This window comes from Streptomyces monomycini, assembly GCF_022271435.1.
GTDB classification, from domain to species: Bacteria; Actinomycetota; Actinomycetes; order Streptomycetales; family Streptomycetaceae; genus Streptomyces; species Streptomyces monomycini.
In genome coordinates this window covers 45,431-64,280 of sequence record NZ_JAFIQY010000031.1, presented here as the reverse complement: position 1 = coordinate 64,280, position 18,850 = coordinate 45,431, and the positions used below count along the sequence as shown (strand labels likewise).

General features: G+C 71.5%; 14 protein-coding genes and 1 pseudogene. 7 read left to right on the top strand and 8 right to left on the bottom strand.

What is annotated here, in order from left to right:
* Positions 1 to 66: 66 nt before the first annotated feature.
* Positions 67 to 1,098 (bottom strand): hypothetical protein, encoded by a 1,032-nt coding sequence (locus tag JXZ78_RS28310; RefSeq protein ID WP_063726099.1) that lies wholly within the window; start codon positions 1,096 to 1,098, stop codon positions 67 to 69.
* A 338-nt stretch (positions 1,099 to 1,436) separates the two neighbouring features.
* On the opposite strand from JXZ78_RS28310, the pseudogene JXZ78_RS28305 reads away from it, so the two are divergent.
* Positions 1,437 to 2,108, top strand: a pseudogene (locus JXZ78_RS28305) (hypothetical protein).
* A gap of 149 nt (positions 2,109 to 2,257) precedes the next feature.
* Here the strand turns inward: JXZ78_RS28305 and JXZ78_RS28300 are convergent.
* Positions 2,258 to 3,187, bottom strand: coding sequence for a S1 family peptidase (locus JXZ78_RS28300; RefSeq protein WP_030020664.1), 930 nt, complete (start codon positions 3,185 to 3,187; stop codon positions 2,258 to 2,260).
* A 204-nt stretch (positions 3,188 to 3,391) separates the two neighbouring features.
* On the opposite strand from JXZ78_RS28300, the gene JXZ78_RS28295 reads away from it, so the two are divergent.
* Both JXZ78_RS28295 and JXZ78_RS28290 read left to right on the top strand, forming a co-directional pair.
* Positions 3,392 to 4,744, top strand: a complete 1,353-nt coding sequence (locus JXZ78_RS28295) for a M14 family metallopeptidase (RefSeq protein ID WP_030020663.1) — start codon at positions 3,392 to 3,394, stop codon at positions 4,742 to 4,744.
* Positions 4,745 to 4,875: 131 nt separating this feature from the next.
* On the top strand, positions 4,876 to 5,496 hold the full coding sequence (locus tag JXZ78_RS28290; RefSeq protein ID WP_030020662.1) for a hypothetical protein: 621 nt from the start codon (positions 4,876 to 4,878) through the stop codon (positions 5,494 to 5,496).
* 157 nt (positions 5,497 to 5,653) lie between these two features.
* On the opposite strand, the gene JXZ78_RS28285 is transcribed toward JXZ78_RS28290, so the two are convergent.
* The 4 genes from JXZ78_RS28285 to JXZ78_RS28270 form a co-directional block, all read right to left on the bottom strand.
* Positions 5,654 to 7,144, bottom strand: a complete 1,491-nt coding sequence (locus JXZ78_RS28285) for a GntP family permease (RefSeq protein ID WP_030020661.1) — start codon at positions 7,142 to 7,144, stop codon at positions 5,654 to 5,656.
* A gap of 125 nt (positions 7,145 to 7,269) precedes the next feature.
* A complete protein-coding gene (locus JXZ78_RS28280) occupies positions 7,270 to 7,680 on the bottom strand; it encodes a RidA family protein (protein WP_030020660.1) in 411 nt (136 codons plus the stop codon).
* Positions 7,677 to 8,459 carry an IclR family transcriptional regulator gene (locus tag JXZ78_RS28275; RefSeq protein WP_030020659.1) on the bottom strand — a complete coding sequence of 261 codons (783 nt, stop codon included), beginning with the start codon at positions 8,457 to 8,459 and terminating at the stop codon, positions 7,677 to 7,679. Before JXZ78_RS28275 ends, JXZ78_RS28280 begins: the two co-directional genes overlap by 4 nt.
* Positions 8,456 to 9,520 carry a sugar kinase gene (locus tag JXZ78_RS28270; protein ID WP_238783437.1) on the bottom strand — a complete coding sequence of 355 codons (1,065 nt, stop codon included), beginning with the start codon at positions 9,518 to 9,520 and terminating at the stop codon, positions 8,456 to 8,458. Before JXZ78_RS28270 ends, JXZ78_RS28275 begins: the two co-directional genes overlap by 4 nt.
* A 328-nt stretch (positions 9,521 to 9,848) precedes the next feature.
* On the opposite strand from JXZ78_RS28270, the gene JXZ78_RS28265 reads away from it, so the two are divergent.
* Both JXZ78_RS28265 and JXZ78_RS28260 read left to right on the top strand, forming a co-directional pair.
* Positions 9,849 to 11,189: an amino acid deaminase gene (locus tag JXZ78_RS28265; protein ID WP_030020657.1), complete on the top strand. Its 1,341-nt coding sequence runs from the start codon at positions 9,849 to 9,851 to the stop codon at positions 11,187 to 11,189.
* Positions 11,190 to 11,430: 241 nt separating this feature from the next.
* On the top strand, positions 11,431 to 13,047 hold the full coding sequence (locus JXZ78_RS28260) for an N-acyl-D-amino-acid deacylase family protein (RefSeq protein WP_030020656.1): 1,617 nt from the start codon (positions 11,431 to 11,433) through the stop codon (positions 13,045 to 13,047).
* Here JXZ78_RS28260 and JXZ78_RS28255 read toward each other — a convergent pair.
* Entirely contained in the window at positions 12,983 to 14,842 is a 1,860-nt protein-coding gene (locus tag JXZ78_RS28255) for a P-loop NTPase fold protein (RefSeq protein ID WP_050502557.1), read from the bottom strand. The two genes, JXZ78_RS28260 and JXZ78_RS28255, sit on opposite strands and share 65 nt — an antisense overlap.
* A gap of 199 nt (positions 14,843 to 15,041) precedes the next feature.
* Between JXZ78_RS28255 and JXZ78_RS28250 the strand changes: the two genes are divergently transcribed.
* On the top strand, positions 15,042 to 16,253 hold the full coding sequence (locus JXZ78_RS28250) for a pyridoxal phosphate-dependent aminotransferase (protein ID WP_030020654.1): 1,212 nt from the start codon (positions 15,042 to 15,044) through the stop codon (positions 16,251 to 16,253).
* 173 nt (positions 16,254 to 16,426) lie between these two features.
* Positions 16,427 to 16,843, top strand: a complete 417-nt coding sequence (locus tag JXZ78_RS28245) for an SCO4983 family protein (protein WP_030020653.1) — start codon at positions 16,427 to 16,429, stop codon at positions 16,841 to 16,843.
* Between the two features lie 100 nt (positions 16,844 to 16,943).
* On the opposite strand, the gene JXZ78_RS28240 is transcribed toward JXZ78_RS28245, so the two are convergent.
* On the bottom strand, positions 16,944 to 18,767 hold the full coding sequence (locus JXZ78_RS28240) for a phosphoenolpyruvate carboxykinase (GTP) (RefSeq protein ID WP_238783432.1): 1,824 nt from the start codon (positions 18,765 to 18,767) through the stop codon (positions 16,944 to 16,946).
* Positions 18,768 to 18,850: the final 83 nt, after the last annotated feature.

The following is an 18,850-nucleotide window of genomic DNA, read 5'->3' as shown; positions in this document are numbered from 1 at the left end:
TCTCGCGCGGGGCGGTCCGCACAGGCGGGACGGAGCCGGTACGGGACGGGGCCGGTACGGAGCGGATCAGCGTGCCCGTACGGCCGTCCGCCGCCCCGGCTCGGGTCCGGGGACCCCGCCCGGAGCCACCGGCGCCAGGCCCCGTCGCCGCAGCAGGGACGAAGCGGGCGCGGCGGATTCCTCCAGTGCCGGGCCGGGCCCGATTCCGGTGCGGGACCGCGCGGCCCCGCCCGTACGGCGCCCGGCGTCCGCCGCCGCGCCCGGTACAGCGGTCGGCGCACAGCAGAACGCGCACCGGTCGCCGATGAGTTCGAGACCGCACCAGCGGCACTCCTCTCTCCGTACGGACGCCACGAGCTGGTAGAGCACCGAAAGATCCGGAATGGCCGCCGCGAACTCGGCGGCCTTGTGCGTGCCCCACCACACCGCCGACTCGGCGGGCAGCGGCACCTCGTACGTCCCCTGCACCTGCCAGGAACGCGCCAGGACACCGCCGACCCACTCGCCGGACAGCTGGCCGCGCGCCCAGACGAGGCGGGTGGCGAAGCCGGGTGCGCGCAGGCCCGCTTCGGCGGCCCGTTCGGCGTGCCGGTCGAGGTGGACCAGCTGCGGCTCCGGGTTGGCGAGCACCGCGAAGTGCGCGCCGGGCACCCAGGAGCGCAGGTGGGAACGGAGGTCCGTCGCCACCCTGTCGAGACGGGCGACGCTGCCCAGCAGGGCGCCCGCGTGCACGTAGTGCGCCAGCAGGCGGGCGGCGCAGGCGAGCAGCCCGGGGCTGAAGTCGCACAGGGACAACTGCCGGAGCTGGTGGGCCAGCACGGCCAGGCCGAGCGGCGGCAGGTCCATCGGCAGGATCGCGAACCGGTCGCTCTCCAGGACCGCGCGCAGGGTGTGCAGCCGCCGGACGTGGTCCGGCGGGCAGGCGGTGGAGTAGAGCGCCACGAGATGGCCGTGGTGCTCCAGCACCGCGCCCAGTTCGTTGAGCGCCTCGTCCAGCGGCTGGGCGTGCGGGGGCCGGACGACGACGGCGGCCGGGGTCTGCCGGTCGGTGGCGGGCAGCGCGAGATCGGCGCTGGTGACTGCAATCGCGGTCGGCACGTCGCGTCCCCCACTGCGCTGCTGGCGCTGTCGGCACTGTTGGCGCTGTCGGCACTGCTGTTGGCTCAGCACCTTATCCACGAGTTCCGCCCGGGAGAACACGTTCTGGGGTACTGGCCGCCCGTCTTGGCGTCCGCCCTCCCCCGACGCGCCCCGCCGCCCGCGGAATTCCCGGTTCCGCTCGCCCCCTTGACACGCACATTGGTCCGGACCAGCTTGTACGCCCGTACGAAGCACCACCCGCAACATCAGCACCACAGCAGCTCAGGGGCCCCTGAACGCGCAGCAGCACCACCCTGCCCAACTCCCCCCACGGAGGCACCAGTGGTACGCGCACGATCAGGAAGAGCAGCACACGCGGACGCCCCGCACGGCGCGCCGTCAGGGCCCTGGCAGGACTGGCCGCCGCGGCACTGACCTCAGCCGGCCTCGTCGCGGCGGGCGCCCCGCCCCGCACCACCGCCGTACCGGAGCACGCCGTCACCGGCTACCGGCAGAACTTTCGACAACGGCGCCACGGTCCAGAAGCTCAAGGACGTCCCGGACGCCTACGACATCATCGCGGTCTCCTTCGCCGAGGCGACGAGCACGCCCGGCGGTCTGGACTTCCACCTCGATCCGGCGGTCGGCTACGGTTCCGCGGACGACTTCACGGCGGACATCAAGGCCCAGCAGGCGGCCGGCAAGTCGGTGATCATCTCGGTCGGCGGCGAGAAGGGGGCGGTGTCACCTCGCTCGCCTGCGTCCAGCTGGAGGGCGGGCTCGCCCCGTCGCAGGTCGGCATCGGCGTCCCGGCGTCGTCCCGGGCGGCGGGCGGCGGTTACGCGCCGCCGTCCGTGGTGAACGCGGCGCTGGACTGTCTGACGCAGGGCGAGAACTGCGGCTCGTTCAAGCCGTCGAAGACCTGTCCGGGGCTGCGGGGCGCGATGGCCTGGTCCACGAACTGGGACGCGGCGAACGGCGACGCGTTCGCGGGCCAGGTGGGGGCGCACGCGCACGGCCTGCCGTGACCGACCGTACGAACCCGGAAGACGACCGGCCGCGCGGCGCCCGGAGCGCCGCGCGGCAGGCTCACGTCTCAAGGACTGTGCGTCTCAAGGACTGTGCGGGTCAAGGACTGTGCGGGTCAAGGGCTGTACGGGCCCTCAGCCTTCGGCCGTCACGGCTTCGGCAGGACACACCCCGCGCGCCCCAGGTCCAGCTTGTTGCCGGTCCCGAAGCACTTGGGGATGGTGTAGATCTGCTGCGCGTAGTTGATGCCCTTGCGGACGGTGACCTTGCCGTTCTCGTCGATCTCGCACGGGTTGTTCATCGTGCAGCGGCCGCCGCTCTCGTTGCCCGTGTTGTTGATCGCGGTGACCTTGCCGGTGGCGTTGTCGATGACCGGCGAGCCGGACGTACCGCCGATCGTCTTGCAGGCCGGGGTGTAGCGGACCGAGTCCTTCATCAGGTATCCGCCCTCCTTCAACTGGGGGACGAACCCGTCGATGTTGCAGGAGTACGTCTTCTTCCAGTAACCGGACACGACGGTGATGGCGGTGCCCTTGACCGGGTGGCTGGTGGCGATGTCCAGCGCCTTGATGCCGTAACGCTGCTTTATCTGGGCGTAGGTGGAGGAAAGTTCGTAGAAGGACACGTCGGTGTCGGTCATCGTGCCGTAGACGACCTTGGTGGCGCGTACGGTGCCGAGGTTGCCGGCCGAGGCGTTCAGCACGGTGAAGCTGCGGCTGGAGGGCTGGTCGACGACGACCTCGCCCGGGTCGGGCATGCCGCTCTCCAGGCAGTGGCCGTTGGACATGACCAGAGCCGGGTCGTTGTCGGCCGAAGTGGGCATCCGGACGATCGAACCCGAGCAGTTGCTGAGCGCGACCGTACCCGCGAAGTTCACGGCCTTGGGCCTGGCCTGCGCCGCGGCCTGGGCGCTCTGCACCGGCTGGAGCTGCGGCGCCGACACGGTCCGGGCCGCACCCCGGTCCGCCGTGGCCGTCGCGTCCGCCGTCGTGGCGGCGCCCGCCGTGCCGGTGGCGCCCATCAGCGCCGTGGCGCTCAGGACGGCCGTGGCCAGGGCGCCGACGAGAGGTCTGTTCATGTGGGGGTCCTCTCACACTGGTGAGTCCGGCGTGGCGCCGGACTTGTCGTGCGCATTGTTGGTGCGGCACAGGCCGCTGGCAAGAATCTTCCGGAAACCCGCGCGAAATTGGCGTGTTTGTGTCAACGCAAAGCATTGACCGAGCCATGCCAAGGCAAAACACTGGCGCCGTCGCCAGCCTCACACCCCCACGGAGGTCACACCATGCGACCACGGTTACGCGGCAGACGGACCACCGTCCTCACCGCGCTCGTCTCCCTCGCACTGGCCGCACCCCTCGCCGCCCGTGCGGAGGACTCCCCTCGTCAGTCCCCGTCCACCCGGACCGCCGCGGCCGGCACCGCGGCGGCCGACACCGGCACACCCCGCCAGTACGAGATCACCGGCCTCGCCACCGCGGCCGAGCGCAGCGCCCTCGCCTCGACAGGTGTGTCCATCGACGAGGTGCACGGCCGCACCGTCGTCATCACCGCGGACACCGCGCAGGCCGCCCTCGTACGCAAGCTCGGCCACCGGCTGCGGGCCCTGCCCGCGCCCCCCTCGGGCACCGGCGACCGGGTCAAGGACTTCCCCTCCGGCTACGGCAAGTACCACAACAACGCCGAGGCCACCGCCGAGATCAACGCGCTCGTCGCCAAGTACCCGGCCATCCTCGCCAAGCGCGTCATCGGCAAGACCTACGAGGGCCGCGACATCCTCGCCCTCAAGCTCAGCAAGAACGTCGCCCAGGACGAGAACGAACCCGAGGTCCTGTTCACCGCGCACCAGCACGCGCGCGAACACCTCACCGTCGAGATGGCCCTCTACCTGCTCAACGACTACACGTCCAAGTACGGCAGCGACCCGCGCGTCACCAAGATGCTCGACTCCCGCGAGATCTGGGTCGTCCCGGACGTCAACCCGGACGGCGGCGCCTACGACATCGCCACCGGCAGCTTCCGCAGCTGGCGCAAGAACCGCCAGCCCAACAGCGGCTCCGCGAACGTCGGCACCGACCTGAACCGCAACTGGGACTACAAGTGGGGCTGCTGCGGCGGCTCCTCGGGCAGCACCGGCTCCGAGACCTACCGCGGCCGGGCCCCGGCCTCCGCGCCGGAGGTCAAGGTCGTCGCCGACTTCGTCCGCAGCCGGATCGTCGGCGGCGTCCAGCAGATCAAGACCGCCATCGACTTCCACACGTACAGCGAACTGGTCCTGTGGCCGTTCGGCTGGACCTACAACGACACCGCCCCCGGCATGACCCAGGACGACCGCGACGCCTTCGCCGCCGTCGGCAAGTCCATGGCGGCCAGCAACGGCTACACCCCCGAGCAGTCCAGCGATCTCTACATCACCGACGGCTCCATCGACGACTGGCTCTGGGGCAACCAGAAGATCTTCGGCTACACCTTCGAGATGTACCCCTCCTCGGCGGGCCAGGGCGGCTTCTACCCCCGCGACTCGGTCATCGCCCGCGAAACCTCCCGCAACCGCGACGCGGTCCTGCAACTCCTGGAGAACAGCGACTGCATGTACCGGTCGATCGGCAAGGAGGCGCAGTACTGCAAGACGGGCTGACCTCGGCAGCCACGCGCCGGGCCGCGGTCGTCACCGCGGGCCGGCGTCGCGCCACCCGGCGCCGCGCCGCCCGGCCGGACTCGCCCGTGACGACTTAAGGTGAACCGGCCCGGAACGCCTTGAGGAGACCGTTGACCGCCCCACCCCGCGCCACGGGCCAGCCCGCCCCCGTGGACGTCGAGCGTGTCATCAGCCGCGCCACCCGGCGCCTGCTCGGGGACCTGACCCTGCGGCTCGTGATCATCGCCGCACTCGTCGCCGCCCCTGCCGTCCTGACCAGGACCGGTACGTCGGACTCCCCCGCCCTCGGCCTGTTCGCCGTCGCCGCGGTCCTCCTGGCGCTCTTCACCGTCTACCGCTTCGCGTTCTCCATCCGCCTCGGCACGTTGCGCGCGATGCTCCGCACCTACCCCTTGGAATTCTGGCCGCGCGTCGCGAAGAGGGACGCGGACGACTGGTCCAAGTACGGGACCTCCTTCACGCTGAAGATCAGCGGCGGCGGCCGGGGCCCGGTGCCGTGGCTGCGGGCCGTCAACGTACTCGGCCGCCGCCGCTGGCCGAAGGAGGCCGAGAACGGCGCATGGGTCGCGGGCGACCTGGCCTTCGGCGGCATCCTCGTGGTGCCCGGCAGCGAGGAGGCCTTGTTCCTGGAGATCGCCAAGCGCGACAAGGCGACACGGGCCCGCGCGGAGGCCGCCCCGGCCCGCCACGCCCGCGCGAAGCAGGCCGGCCTGATCGGAAAGCGCCGCTGAACCGTCAGGATTCCCCGGTACACCTCGTCGCGCCCCGTGGCCAGCCGGTCCAACTGCTCCTGCATCACCGCGGGGTCGCGCACGCGCGCTTGCAGTTCGGCTTCGATCACGCCCCTGCCTCCGGTCGCCGTACCGTACAGCCCCGGAAGCGTCTGGCCTACACCACCAGACTCACCACCGCCGCCACCGCGAACCCCACCACCGACAGCACCGTCTCCAGCACCGTCCACGACTTCAGCGTGTCACGTTCGGAGATGCCGAAGTACTTGGCGACCATCCAGAAGCCGCCGTCGTTGACGTGGGAGGCGAAGATCGAGCCGGCCGAGATGGCCATGATGATCAGGGCGAGGTGGGCCTGCGACAGGCCCTGGCCGTCCACCAGGGGGAGGACGATGCCCGCGGTCGTCACGATGGCGACGGTTGCCGAGCCCTGGGCGACGCGGAGGACGACGGAGACCAGCCAGGCGAGCAGGATGACGGGGAGTCCGACGTTGTGGAAGGTGTCGGAGAGGGCGTCGGCGACGCCGCTGCCCTTGAGGACGGCGCCGAAGATGCCGCCCGCGCCGACCACCAGCAGGATGTTGCCGACCGGCTTGAGGGAGGCGGTGGAGACGGTCTCCAGGGACTTGCGGGACCAGCCGCGGCGGATGCCGAGGAGGTAGTAGGCGAGGAGGAGGGCGATCGTCAGGGCCACGAAGGGGTTGCCGAAGAACTCGACGACCGAGCGGAGGGTGGAGGGGGCCAGGGCGATCGAGGAGAAGGTGGCGAGGAGGATGAGGACGAGGGGGGTGCCGATGATGGTGAGGACGGTGCCGAGGGCGACCGGCTTCTCGTGGGGCTGGACGCCTGCCGCGGACTGTTCGGCGATCACCGCTGCGCGGGCCTCCTCCGCGGCCTCGACCATGTCCTGCGGTACGGGGACGAAGAGGCGCTTGCCGATCCACGCGGCGTAGGCCCACGCGGCCAGGACGGCGGGGATGCCGCAGACGAGGCCCATGAGGATGATCCAGCCGAGGTCCACCTTGAACAGGCCGGCGGCGGCGACCGGGCCGGGGTGCGGCGGGAGGAAGGCGTGGGTCATGGAGAGGCCGGCGAGCAGCGGCATGCAGTAGAGGAGGATCGATTTGCCGCTTCGCTTCGCTGCTGCGTAGACGATGGGGGCCAGGACGAAGATGCCTACGTCGAAGAAGACCGGGATGCCGAAGATCAGGCCGGTCAGGCCCATCGCCAGGGGCGCTCGGCGTTCGCCGAAGAGGCCCAGCAGGCGCGCGCTCAGGACTTCCGCGCCGCCGGAGACTTCGAGGATGGCGCCGAGCATGGTGCCCAGGCCGATGATGATGGCGACGTGGCCCAGGATGCCTCCCATACCGCTCTCTATGAGGGAGGGGAGGGACGACTTCTGGACCGTGCCGAAGAGTTCGGTGACCGAGAGGCCTGCTGCCAGGCCTACGGCTATGGAGACGCCCAGCAGCGCCACGAAGGGCTGGAGGCGGACTTTGATGATGAGGAAGAGGAGAAGCAGGATTCCCAGGGCGGCGACCGTGAGGAGGCCGGGGGTGCCCGGTATGAGGGCCAGCAGGCCGCCGGTGTGGGGTGGGGTTGGTGGTGCGGCGGGGGCCGCGACAGCGGTAAGAGCAGCGTGGACCATGTGATGACTCCGTTGTCAGACAGGGAAGTTCCAGGCAGGGGGGACCGCGGCACGGCGCCCCGGGCGGGTGGGGCGCCGTGCCGTGCGGCGGGTTCAGCGGCGGTAACGGCAAGGGGAGGTCCCGGTCAGCCCAGTACCGCGAGGGCGTCGATCTCGATGAGGAGGCCCTTGGGGAGGCCGACGTACACCGTCGTACGGGCGGCCGGCGCCTCCTTGAGGCCCTCGGCCTCGAAGTAGGCGTTGTAGATCTCGTTCATCTCGGCGAAGTGGTCGACGTCGGTGAGGTAGACGCGCATCATCATCACGTCGTCCCAGCTCGCGCCGCCCTCTTCGAGGATCGCCTTGACGTTGGCGAAGGTCTGGAGGGTCTGCTCGCGCAGGGTGGGGCCTGCCGGGGTGGGGGCCTGGCCCTCGACGGCGGGCAGGAAACCGACCTGGCCGGCGACCTGGAGGATGTTGCCCTTCTTGACGCCGTGGGAGAACTTGGCGGGCGGGGTGGTGTGGGTGGCCGGGGTGAGGGCGGTCTTCTCGGTCATGGGCGGGCTTCCTTCTGGTCTTGCGTGTCGGGTACGCGGGTGTTTCCGGAGTACTCCCGGCTGATGGCGTCCGCGGTGCGGCGTACCAGCGGGAGCAGGGTGAGGAGTTCCTCGGCCGTGACGACGACGTTCGGCGCGGAGACCGACATGGCGGCGACGAGCCGGCCGTCCGCGCCGCGGACGGGGGCCCCGACGCAGTTGATGGACTCCTCGTGGCCACCGAGGTCGGTGGCCCAGCCCTGTTCGCGCACCTTGGCCAGCTCGGCCAGGAAGGCCTGGGCGTGGGGTGTCGAACGGGACGTGTAGAGGGGGTAGTCGAGCTTTTCGGCGAGCGCGCGGCGCTCGGGCTCGGGCAGGTCGGCCAGCAGCAGCTTGGCGACGGCCGCGACGGTGATGGCGACCGGCTTGCCGATGCGCGAGTACATCCGTACGGGATAGCGGCTCTCGACCTTGTCGATGTAGAGGACCTCGTTCTCCTCGTACACCGCGAGATGCACGGTGTGTCCGCACTTCTCGTTCAGTTCGACGAGATGCGGGTGCGCGATCTCGCGGACGTCCAGGTTCTCCACGGCCTGCTGGGCGAGGGCGAAGAGCCGGGCGCCGAGGCGGTAACGCTGGTCGCTCTGGCGGTAGACCATGCCGTGCTCGTGGAGTGTGCGCAGCAGGCGCAGGGCGGTGGACTTGTGCACGCCGAGCCGGCCCGCCACCTGTTCGAGGTTGGCCGGGCCTTCCGCCAGCAGGGGCAGGATGCTCAGTGCGCGGTCGACTGTCTGACTCATGGGGTACGGACCTCCACCCGTGGGTTGTGCACCCCGTGGCTGGTGGTGCCGCTGCTGCGGTCAGTGGGTGCGTCACCGTCGGTGGTCCAGCCGGGGCCGAGACGCAGTCTCCCCCAGGCGGCGGGGTCGAGGCCCGCAAGGTGGTCGGCGAGGTCGCGGCACGGGGGCGTGCCGAGGTCGCCGGGGACGGTGAGGGAGGCGGCGGCCATCAGGTGGCCGTGCCGGAGGCGGGTGAAGACGGGCAGGTCGCGGAGGGTGGCGGAGAGGAATCCGGCGGCGAAGGCGTCGCCCGCGCCGACGGGGGCGACGACGTCGACGGCGAGGGCGGGCGCGGTGGTGACCGTGTCGCTGCCGTCGGCCTGGCGGGCGTACGCGGTGGCCCCGTCGGCGCCCTGCTTGACGACGAGGACGGCGGGCTCGGGCAGGGCGTCACGTACGGCGTCGGGTCCGTGCAGGTCCCAGGCGGCCGCCGCCTCGTCCTCGCCGACGAAGACCAGGTCGCAGTGGCGGGCGAGGTCGAGGAGGAGTCCGGGGCCGCGTACGGCGCGGTCGCGCCAGAGGCCGACGCGGTAGTTCACGTCGAAGGAGACGAGGGGCCGTCCGGGGGCCGGGGCGGTGAGGACGCGCAGCACGTCGAGGCAGCTGTCGGACAGGGCCGCGGTGATGCCGGTGAGGTGCAGGACGCGGGTGTCGTGGAGGGCGTCGGCGTCGAGCAGGCCGGGGGACATGGCGGAGGCGGCGGATCCGGCGCGGTAGTACGCCACCTCGGCCTCACCCGCCTCGGTCTCCGTACCGGTGGCGCGTTCGCCGGCGGTACGGAAGTAGACGCCGGTGGGGCGGGCCGGGTCGCGCTGGACGTGGGAGACGTCCACGCCGCAGGCGGCGACGGCGTCCCGGACGTGGTCGCCGAAGGCGTCGGCGCCGAGGCGGGAGATCCAGCGGGTGCGGTGGCCGGTACGGGCGAGGGCGCAGGCCACGTTGGACTCGGCGCCGCCGATGCCGCGCTCGAAAGTGGGTACGTCGGCGAGTCGGCCGGGCCCGGCGGGCATGAAGGTGACCATGGTTTCGCCGAGGCAGACGACATCGACGGCGCCGGTTCGCGGCCGGGCGGGCGGCGGGCCGTCCGCGATCTCGTCGCGGGCGGGGGGCGGGCCGTCCGTCGCCGCGTCGCGGGCGGGCGCGGTGCCGTCCGTCGCGTCGTTGCCGCCGGCGCTGACGTTGCTGGACGTGGTCACGATTACCTGCACTCCTTTGCGTACGGGCCGTGTTGAGCCGTTCCGCGACGTGTTACGCACCATTGACCCGGCGATGGCTCGGATGTTAGACAGCAGTAAGCGATATGCGCAATGGGTGTTGCACACAGTGCAACAAGAACTTGAGGAGGCCCCCATGGCCGCCGCGCCCCACGCCGACCGCAGCGCCACCGGCGCCGCACCCGGCGCCGACGCAGCCACCGCCGAGCGGCGTGCGACGACCCTCGCGGACGAGCGGGTCGACCACCGCTTCAAGGGGCTTCCCCCGGATGCCGAGGGCCGTACCGTCGGCGAGCTGGCGGCCGACCGCCGGAACCTGTTCACCGGCGGCTTCACCACCCCCGTCCTCGCCCTGTCCGCCGAGTCGCTGGAACACAACCTGGCGCTGATGGAGACCTACGCCGACCGGCACGGCCTGGCCTTCGCCCCGCACGGCAAGACCTCGATGGCGCCGCAGCTCTTCGCCCGCCAGCTCGCGCACGGCGCCTGGGGCATCACCGCCGCCGTCCCCCACCAGGCCCGCGTCTACCGCGCCTACGGCATCCAGCGGATCTTCCTCGCCAACGAGGTCGTCGACGCCGCCGCGCTGCGCTGGCTCGCCGCCGAGCTGGACGCCGACCCCGGCTTCCGCTGCGTCTGCTACGTCGACTCGCTGCGCGGCATCGAGCTGATGGACGCCGCCCTGCGGGAGGCGGGCGCCACCCGCCCGGTGGACGTGGTCATCGAGCTGGCCGCGGGCGAGGGCGCCCGTACCGGCGTGCGGACCGACGAGGAGTGCGTCGAACTGGCCGACGCCCTGGCGGGGGTGGACACCCTGCGCCTGGTCGGCGTCGCCGGGTACGAGGGCGAGGTGCCCGACGCCACGCACGAGCGGGTGACCGCCTGGCTGCGCCGCCTCCTGGCGCTCACCGTCGCCTTCGACCGTTCCGGACGCTTCGCCGACCTGGACGAGATCGTGCTCAGCGCGGGCGGCAGCGCCTGGTTCGACGCGGTCGCCGAGGTGTTCGACGAGGCGCCCGAACTGTCCCGGCCGCTGCTGAAGCTGCTGCGCTCCGGCGCGTACGTCTCGCACGACGACGGCCACTACCGCCGCCTGACCCCGTTCAACCGGGTTCCGGACGAGGGCGCCCTGCAACCCGCCTTCCGCCTCTGGTCCCAGGTCGTCTCCCGCCCGACGCCGGAGCAGGCTTTCCTGAACGCGGGCAAGCGCGACGCGGCGTACGACCTGGACCTGCCGCAGGCCCAGGTCGTACGCTCCGGCCGGGACGGTTCCGTACGGCCCGCGGACGGCGTCACCGTCACCAAGCTGTCCGACCAGCACGCCTGGGTCAGCACGGAACGGGCCGGTGACCTGGAGGTCGGCGACTGGGTCGGGCTGGGCCTGTCGCACCCGTGCACGATCTTCGACAAGTGGCAGCTGATCCCGGTGGCCGAGGCGGACGGCACGGTCGTGGACTACGTCCGGACGTTCTTCTGACGGAACCCGTACGACGGCCCTCCCCCTGAGGGCCGCGAGACTTCGGCGCGGGGCACCACCCCCGAGTCCCGCGCCGAACACCGGGGGCACCCCCGCCCCCGGCCGGCGCGCCCCACCCCCCGGGGCGCGCCCGGGTCCCGCTCCGGCTCATCCCCCCGATGCCGGAGCGGGGCCCGTACGCCATGGCCGCGCGGCGCGGCCCGGCGCGAAGCCTTTGTTCGACAGGAAAGGCAGTTCGGTCATGGACACCGTGGTCCGCGACGTACGCGTCATCGACGGCACCGGCACCCCCTCCTACCGGGCGGACGTCGCCCTCGACGGCGGCCGGATCGCCGAGATCCGCCGGGAGACGGACTCCGGGCCACGCCCCGGCGCCGCCCGTGTGGTGGACGGCGCGGGCCTGGCCCTCTCCCCCGGCTTCATCGACATGCACGCGCACAGCGACCTCGCGCTGCTGCGCGACCCGTCGCACGAGGCGAAGGCGGCGCAGGGCGTCACCCTCGAAGTGATCGGCCAGGACGGCCTGTCGTACGCGCCGGTCGACGACCGTACGCTCGCCGAGGTCCGCGCCCAGATCACCGGCTGGAACGGGGACGGCTCGGACATCGACTTCAGCTGGCGCACGGTCGGCGAGTACCTCGACCGCCTCGACCACGGCTTCGACGGCCAGGGCATCGCCGTCAACGCGGCTTATCTGATCCCGCAGGGCACGGTACGGATGCTCGCCCTCGGCTGGGACGACCGCGCGGCCACGCCCGACGAGATCGCCCGGATGCGGCAGCTCGTCGCCGAGGGCCTGGAGCAGGGCGCCGTCGGCCTGTCCTCCGGCCTCACCTACACCCCCGGCATGTACGCGGACGACGCCGAACTCACCGAACTGTGCCGGATCGTGGCCCGCTACGGCGGCTACTACTGCCCGCATCACCGCTCGTACGGCGCGGGCGCGCTGGGCGCGTACGAGGAGATGGTCGGCCTGACCCGCCAGGCGGGCTGCGCCCTGCACCTCGCCCACGCCACCATGAACTTCGGCGTGAACAAGGGCCGCGCTCCTGAACTCCTCGCCCTCCTGGACCGCGCCCTGGAGTCCGGCGCCGACATCACCCTGGACACGTACCCGTACACGCCCGGCTGCACGACCCTGGTCGCCATGCTGCCGAGCTGGGCGAGCGAGGGCGGCCCCGACGCGATCATGGAACGGCTGCGGGACGACGCGGCGGCCGAGCGCATCCGGCACGTCATGGAGGTGGAGGGCGCGGACGGCTGCCACGGCGTGCCGATCGAGTGGGACACCATCGAGATCTCCGGCGTCTCGCACCCGGAGCTGGAGGGGTACGTCGGCCGGACGGTGGCCGAGTCGGCGCGGGAGCGCGGCGAGGAGCCGTGGACGACGGCCCGGCGGCTGCTGGTCGAGGACCGGCTCGGCTCGACGATCCTCCAGCACGTCGGCCACGAGGAGAACGTCCGCGCGATCATGCGCCACCGGGTGCACACCGGCGGCAGCGACGGCATCCTCCAGGGCCACAAGCCGCACCCGCGGGCGTACGGCACGTTCCCCAAGTACCTGGGGACGTACGTACGGGAGCTGGGCGTGCTGTCGCTGGAGGAGTGCGTCGCGCATCTGACCTCGCGCGCCGCCGCCCGGCTGCGGCTGCCCGACCGGGGGCTGGTCCGCGAGGGCTACCGCGCCGACCTGGTCCTCTTCGACCCGGAGACGGTGGGCGCCGGGTCCACCTTCGACGCGCCGCGCACCCTGCCGACGGGTATTCCGCACGTGTTGATCGACGGGCGGTTCGTCATCGAGGACGGGCGGCGGACGGATGTGCTGGCGGGGCGGGCCGTGCGGCGAGCGCGCGTCTGACCAGGCGTGTCAGCTCCTCGCCGTCGGCTGCCACGCCCAGGGCGCCCAGGGCGCGGGCGGCCTCCTGGCGGGACGGTGTGACCCGGCCTGCGTAGAAGACGACCGGGCCGGTGTAGCGCCCGTCCCGGCGCAACGCCTCCACGTACAGGAAGCCGGCCCGGTCGTCCGTGCCACGGGCGATGTCGGAGATGATCAGGGACGGCGTTCGCCCGGCGATGACGGCGTCGGCGGTACGGGAGTCCTCGGCGCATTCGACCGTTGCCCCTCGGCGCCGGCACCACGCGGCCAGGGCGGTGTTGTTCTCAGGGTGGTCGTCGACCCAGAGAATGGTGTGGCCGGCGAAGGGTTCGGCGGGAAGCCGGGATGAGGACGGGCCGTATCCGATCTCGCCGGCCTGCGCCTCGTACACCCCGGTCTGCACGGGTACCCCCGCCGCCCCGGACTCCGGCTCCCGCTGCGGCAGCGTCACCATCGCCGGTCCGCCCTCGCGCAGGCTGCGCACCAGCTCCTCGGAGCGTGGCAGACCGAGCAGGCCGTCGAGCAGGGAATTGAACGCGGAGTCGGCAACCATGCCCGGGAACACGGTGGGGAGTTCGCGCTCCACCGCCTCCAAGGTCGCGCGCCAGTTCCCTGGGACGGGCGCCACGTCCCGGAGCGCCAGGAAGGCGTCGACCGACGACTGTTCCTCGTCGGACCAGGACGCGGACGCCCGCAGCAACGTCCGCACCCGCCGGTACGTACAGAAGTCCGCGATCACGTCCCCGCTGTCGGCCCCCGGCGGGCTGGTCATCATCCGGTAGAAGTCGGCGTAGAAGTACTGGATCAGTAGCGTGCGGAGGACGGCCTCCGGCGGGTGGTCCGCCCACATCGGGTTGAGGGTGGCCTCCAGGACGAAGCCGTTGACCAGCCGTTTGATGCGGCGCGGGTTGCGGGCCGAGCGCTCGGCGAGCAGTTCGACCAGGGGCGCGTCGAGCAGCCGCTCGATACCGGCGGTGCGCGCGCACCACCCGATGTACTCCTGCACGCCCTGGCCGTCGGCCACCGGGATGCGGTAGCTGGTCTGGAAGATCTTCTCCATGAAGGCGGCACCGGCCGGGGTCAGGTCGCGCAGCAGGCCGCTCGGCCCCATCGCCGAACGGTCGCAGCCGATGACGAACGCCAGCCCCGGCACGTCCAGATAGACCTTGACCGCCTCGCACACCGCGAGCACCGTCTCCTCGGAGCAGCGGTCCAGGTCGTCGATGAAGACGACGAGCATCCGGCGCGGTGAGTAGTCCGCGGTCTCGGCCCACTCCTGGGCCAGATCGCGGATCGCCTCCCGCATCTCGTTGCGCGCCTGGGAGTTGACGGACAGGTTGCTCCACAGCTCGTCGACCAGCCCGGCGGCGCCCAGCGGCCCGGCCACGAGGGCCGCCAGCGCGCGCAGGGCCCGCAGCAGGGCCCGCTGTTCGGAGACCCGGTGCAGCGCCCGCCGCAGCAGCCTGCGGTCGAAGCGCATCAGTACCGACTTGATGAGCCCTTCCAGGGCGTCGGCGCCGGACGAGGTCCAGGCGTTGTACCAGACGGTGTGCACCTCGGGCACGTTCGCCAGCTCGCCGCGCACCAGCTGCATCAGGCTGCTCTTGCCCATCCCCCACCCGGCGTCGACGGCGAGGGTGAACGGGGTGGAGGCCCGGGAGGCGACCAGCAGGCCCGCGAGCTGCCGGGCGGCCTGGCCCGAGCCGAGCAGGTCGGTGCCGGCGGTGTCCACCGGCTCGTCGTTGAGCAGTGCGAGCCGTTGCTCCGATGACACCATGCCGCCGCCCCCGTGATCGCCCGGCCACCACCCCGGAGCGTACCGCCGGGGCGCCGGGCGCGGGAGCCGTTCGCGCACGCCCCCGTCGGCACCCGGCGCGGCGCTCCGTCACGGCGGGTGAGCAACCCCACACCACCAGGCGTCCAGGGTGAACTAAAACACCAGGCGGGGGGTGTTACGCGCCCGTATGGTGGCTGGCATGCAGGTGATCCAGTCAACGAAGCTCGCCAACGTCTGCTACGAGATCCGGGGCCCGGTCCTTGAGGAGGCGATGCGGCTCGAAGCAGCGGGACACCGCATCCTCAAGCTCAACACCGGCAACCCGGCGGCGTTCGGATTCGAGTGCCCGCCGGAAATCCTGGAGGACATCCTCCGTACGGTCGGCACCGCCCACGGCTACGGCGACGCGAAGGGGCTGCTCTCCGCCCGGCGCGCGGTGATGCAGCACTACCAGACCAAGGGCATCGAACTGTCGGTCGACGACGTCTACCTCGGCAACGGCGTCTCCGAGCTGATCCAGATGTCCATGCAGGCGCTGCTGGACGACGGCGACGAGGTGCTCGTACCGGCCCCGGACTACCCGCTGTGGACCGCCTCGGTCTCGCTGTCCGGCGGTACGGCGGTGCACTACCGCTGCGACGAGCAGGCGGACTGGATGCCGGACCTCGCCGACATCGAGCGCAAGGTCACCGACCGCACCAAGGCCATCGTCGTCATCAACCCGAACAACCCGACGGGCGCGGTGTACGACGACGAGCTGCTGCGCGGCATCGCCGAGATCGCCCGCCGGCACAACCTGATCGTCTGCGCCGACGAGATCTACGACAAGATCCTCTACGACGGCGTCACCCACACCCCGTTCGCCTCGCTCGCGCCCGACCTGCTGACCCTGACGTTCAACGGGCTCTCCAAGTCCTACCGGGTGGCGGGCTACCGCAGCGGCTGGATGGCGGTCTGCGGCCCGAAGGCGCACGCGGCCTCGTACATCGAGGGGCTGACGATCCTCGCCAACATGCGGCTGTGCGCCAACATGCCCGCGCAGCACGCCGTGGCCACCGCCCTCGGCGGGCATCAGTCGATCAACGACCTGGTGCTGCCGGGCGGACGCCTCTTGGAGCAGCGGGACACCGCGTACGACCTGCTCACCCAGATCCCGGGCATCACCTGCACCAAACCGAAGGGCGCGCTGTACGCCTTCCCGCGGCTGGACCCGAAGGTCTACAAGATCAAGGACGACCGGCAGATGGTGCTGGACCTGCTGCGCGCCGAGAAGATCATGATCGTGCACGGTACGGGCTTCAACTGGCCGGAGCCGGACCACTTCCGCCTGGTCACGCTGCCGAACAAGGACGATCTGACGGACGCGGTGACCCGGATCGGCAGGTTCCTGGACGGGTACGGGCAGTACTGAGCGGGGCCGGGGGCCCGGCCGGAGCCGGCCGGGGCCCAGCCGGAGCCCGGCCGGGGAGCGCGCCTCGCCTCCGGGGAATGTCACCCGTACGTGGGCTGTACGGATCACAACTTTAGACAGTGTCTAAGCTAGGATGGTCTCCTAGCCGTTGAGTGTTGCCAGGAGGCCGTCCGATGTATGAACCGATCCGCACCAAGTCGGTCCACTCCATGGCCGCCGACCAGGAGGTCCCGCACCGCTCCCGCACGGAGGAGCTGGACATCCGCCTCGCCGGCCACCTGACCGCGCTGCTCACCGTCACCGACGAGCTGCGCGCCACCGTCGCCGATCCCGCACTGGACGAGGCCGCCGAGCGCATCGCCGAGCAGGTCACGCGGCTGCGCGGCGGGGCGTACCCGCTGCGCGCCGCGCCCACCGGCAGTGGCGATCCGGCCCGCGCGCCCCGGCTGCACCGGCGCGCCCGGATGCTGGCCGGCAGCGCCCTGGCTGTCGCCACCTCGCGGGGCGACCGGGCCGCCGCCGCGCTGGCGGCGGAGCGCATGGAGGCGCATGAGGCCGACGCCGCCGTACAGGAGCTGGCCACGGCCTGAGAGGCCGCGCGGAAAGCAAGAGACGGCCGGGGTCACGTGGTCGTGCACGTGACCCCGGCCGTCGACCGTGGGGCCCGGTCCGTGCCGGGCCGTTCCCGTACTACCCCACGCGGCGTACGAGCGCGGGGTACTCGTCCCACAGTTCCTTCGGCGTGTGGTCACCGAAGGTGTTCAGGTGGTCGGGGATGAGCGCCGCCTCCTCGCGCCACACGTCCTTGTCGACGGTGAGCAGGAAGTCCAGATCGGCGTCGTCCAGGCCGAGGCCGTCGGTGTCCAGCGCCTCCTTCGTCGGCAGCACACCGATGGGCGTCTCGACACCCTCGGCCTTGCCGTCCAGGCGCTCGACGATCCACTTCAGCACCCGGCTGTTCTCGCCGAAGCCCGGCCACACGAAGCGGCCCGACGCGTCCTTGCGGAACCAGTTGACGTAGTAGATCTTCGGCAGCTTCGCCTGGTCCTTGTCGGCGCCGACCTTGATCCAGTGGCCCATGTAGTCGCCCATGTTGTAGCCGCAGAACGGCAGCATGGCGAACGGGTCGCGGCGCAGCTCGCCGACCTTGCCCTCGGCCGCGGCGGTCTTCTCGCTCGCCACGTTCGCGCCGAGGAAGACACCGTGCTGCCAGGTCAGCGACTCGGTCACCAGCGGTACGGCGCTGGCGCGGCGGCCGCCGAAGAGGATGGCCGAGATCGGCACGCCCTTGGGGTCCTCCCACTCGGGCGCGATGATCGGGCACTGGCCGGCCGGGACGGTGAAGCGGGCGTTGGGGTGGGCCGCCGGGGTGCCGGACTCCGGCGTCCAGTCGTTGCCCTTCCAGTCGGTCAGGTGGGCGGGCAGTTCCTCGGTCATGCCCTCCCACCACACGTCGCCGTCGTCGGTCAGCGCGACGTTGGTGAAGACGGAGTTGCCCCACATCGTCTTCATGGCGTTGGCGTTGGTGTGCTCGCCGGTGCCGGGCGCGACACCGAAGAAACCGGCCTCCGGGTTGATCGCGTACAGGCGGCCGTCCTCGCCGAACCGCATCCAGGCGATGTCGTCGCCGATGGTCTCGACCGTCCAGCCGGAGATCGTGGGCTCCAGCATCGCGAGGTTGGTCTTGCCACAGGCGCTCGGGAAGGCCGCGGCGACGTACTTGGCCTCACCCTGCGGCGGGGTGAGCTTGAGGATGAGCATGTGCTCGGCGAGCCAGCCCTCGTCGCGCGCCATGACGGAGGCGATGCGCAGCGCGTAACACTTCTTGCCCAGCAGGGCGTTGCCGCCGTAACCGGAGCCGAACGACCAGATCTCGCGGTCCTCGGGGAAGTGCGAGATGTACTTCGTGGAGTTGCACGGCCACGGCACGTCGGCCTCGCCGGCGGCCAGCGGGGCGCCGAGGGTGTGCACGGCCTTGACGAAGAAGCCGTCCTCGCCCAGCTCGTCCAGGACGGCCTGGCCCATCCGGGTCATGGTGCGCATCGAGACGGCGACATACGCCGAGTCGGTGATCTCCACGCCGAGCGCGGAGAGCGGCGAGCCGAGCGGGCCCATGCAGAACGGGACGACGTACATCGTCCGGCCGCGCATCGCGCCGCGGAAGACGCCCTGCTCACCGGTGAAGATGTCGCGCATCTCCGCCGGGGCCTTCCAGTGGTTGGTCGGGCCGGCGTCCTCCTCCTTCTCGGAGCAGATGAAGGTGCGGTCCTCGACCCGGGCGACGTCGGAGGGGTCGGAAGCGGCGTAGTAGGAGTTGGGGCGCTTGACCGGGTCCAGCTTCGTGAAGGTGCCCTTCGCGACGAGCTCCTCGCACAGGCGCTCGTACTCCGCCTCCGAACCGTCGCACCACACGACGCGGTCCGGCTCGGTGACGGCTGCGATCTCGTCGACCCAGGAGATCAGTTCCTGGTGGTTGGTCGGTACGGGGGAGGGAGCCGCGTTGTCGCGCGCCACGATCGCTCCTAGATGAGGGTTTGGGACGGACCACTGTCCGCGTACACGCCGGCAGAGCCCGCTTCTGAAGATGCCTGCCCCTT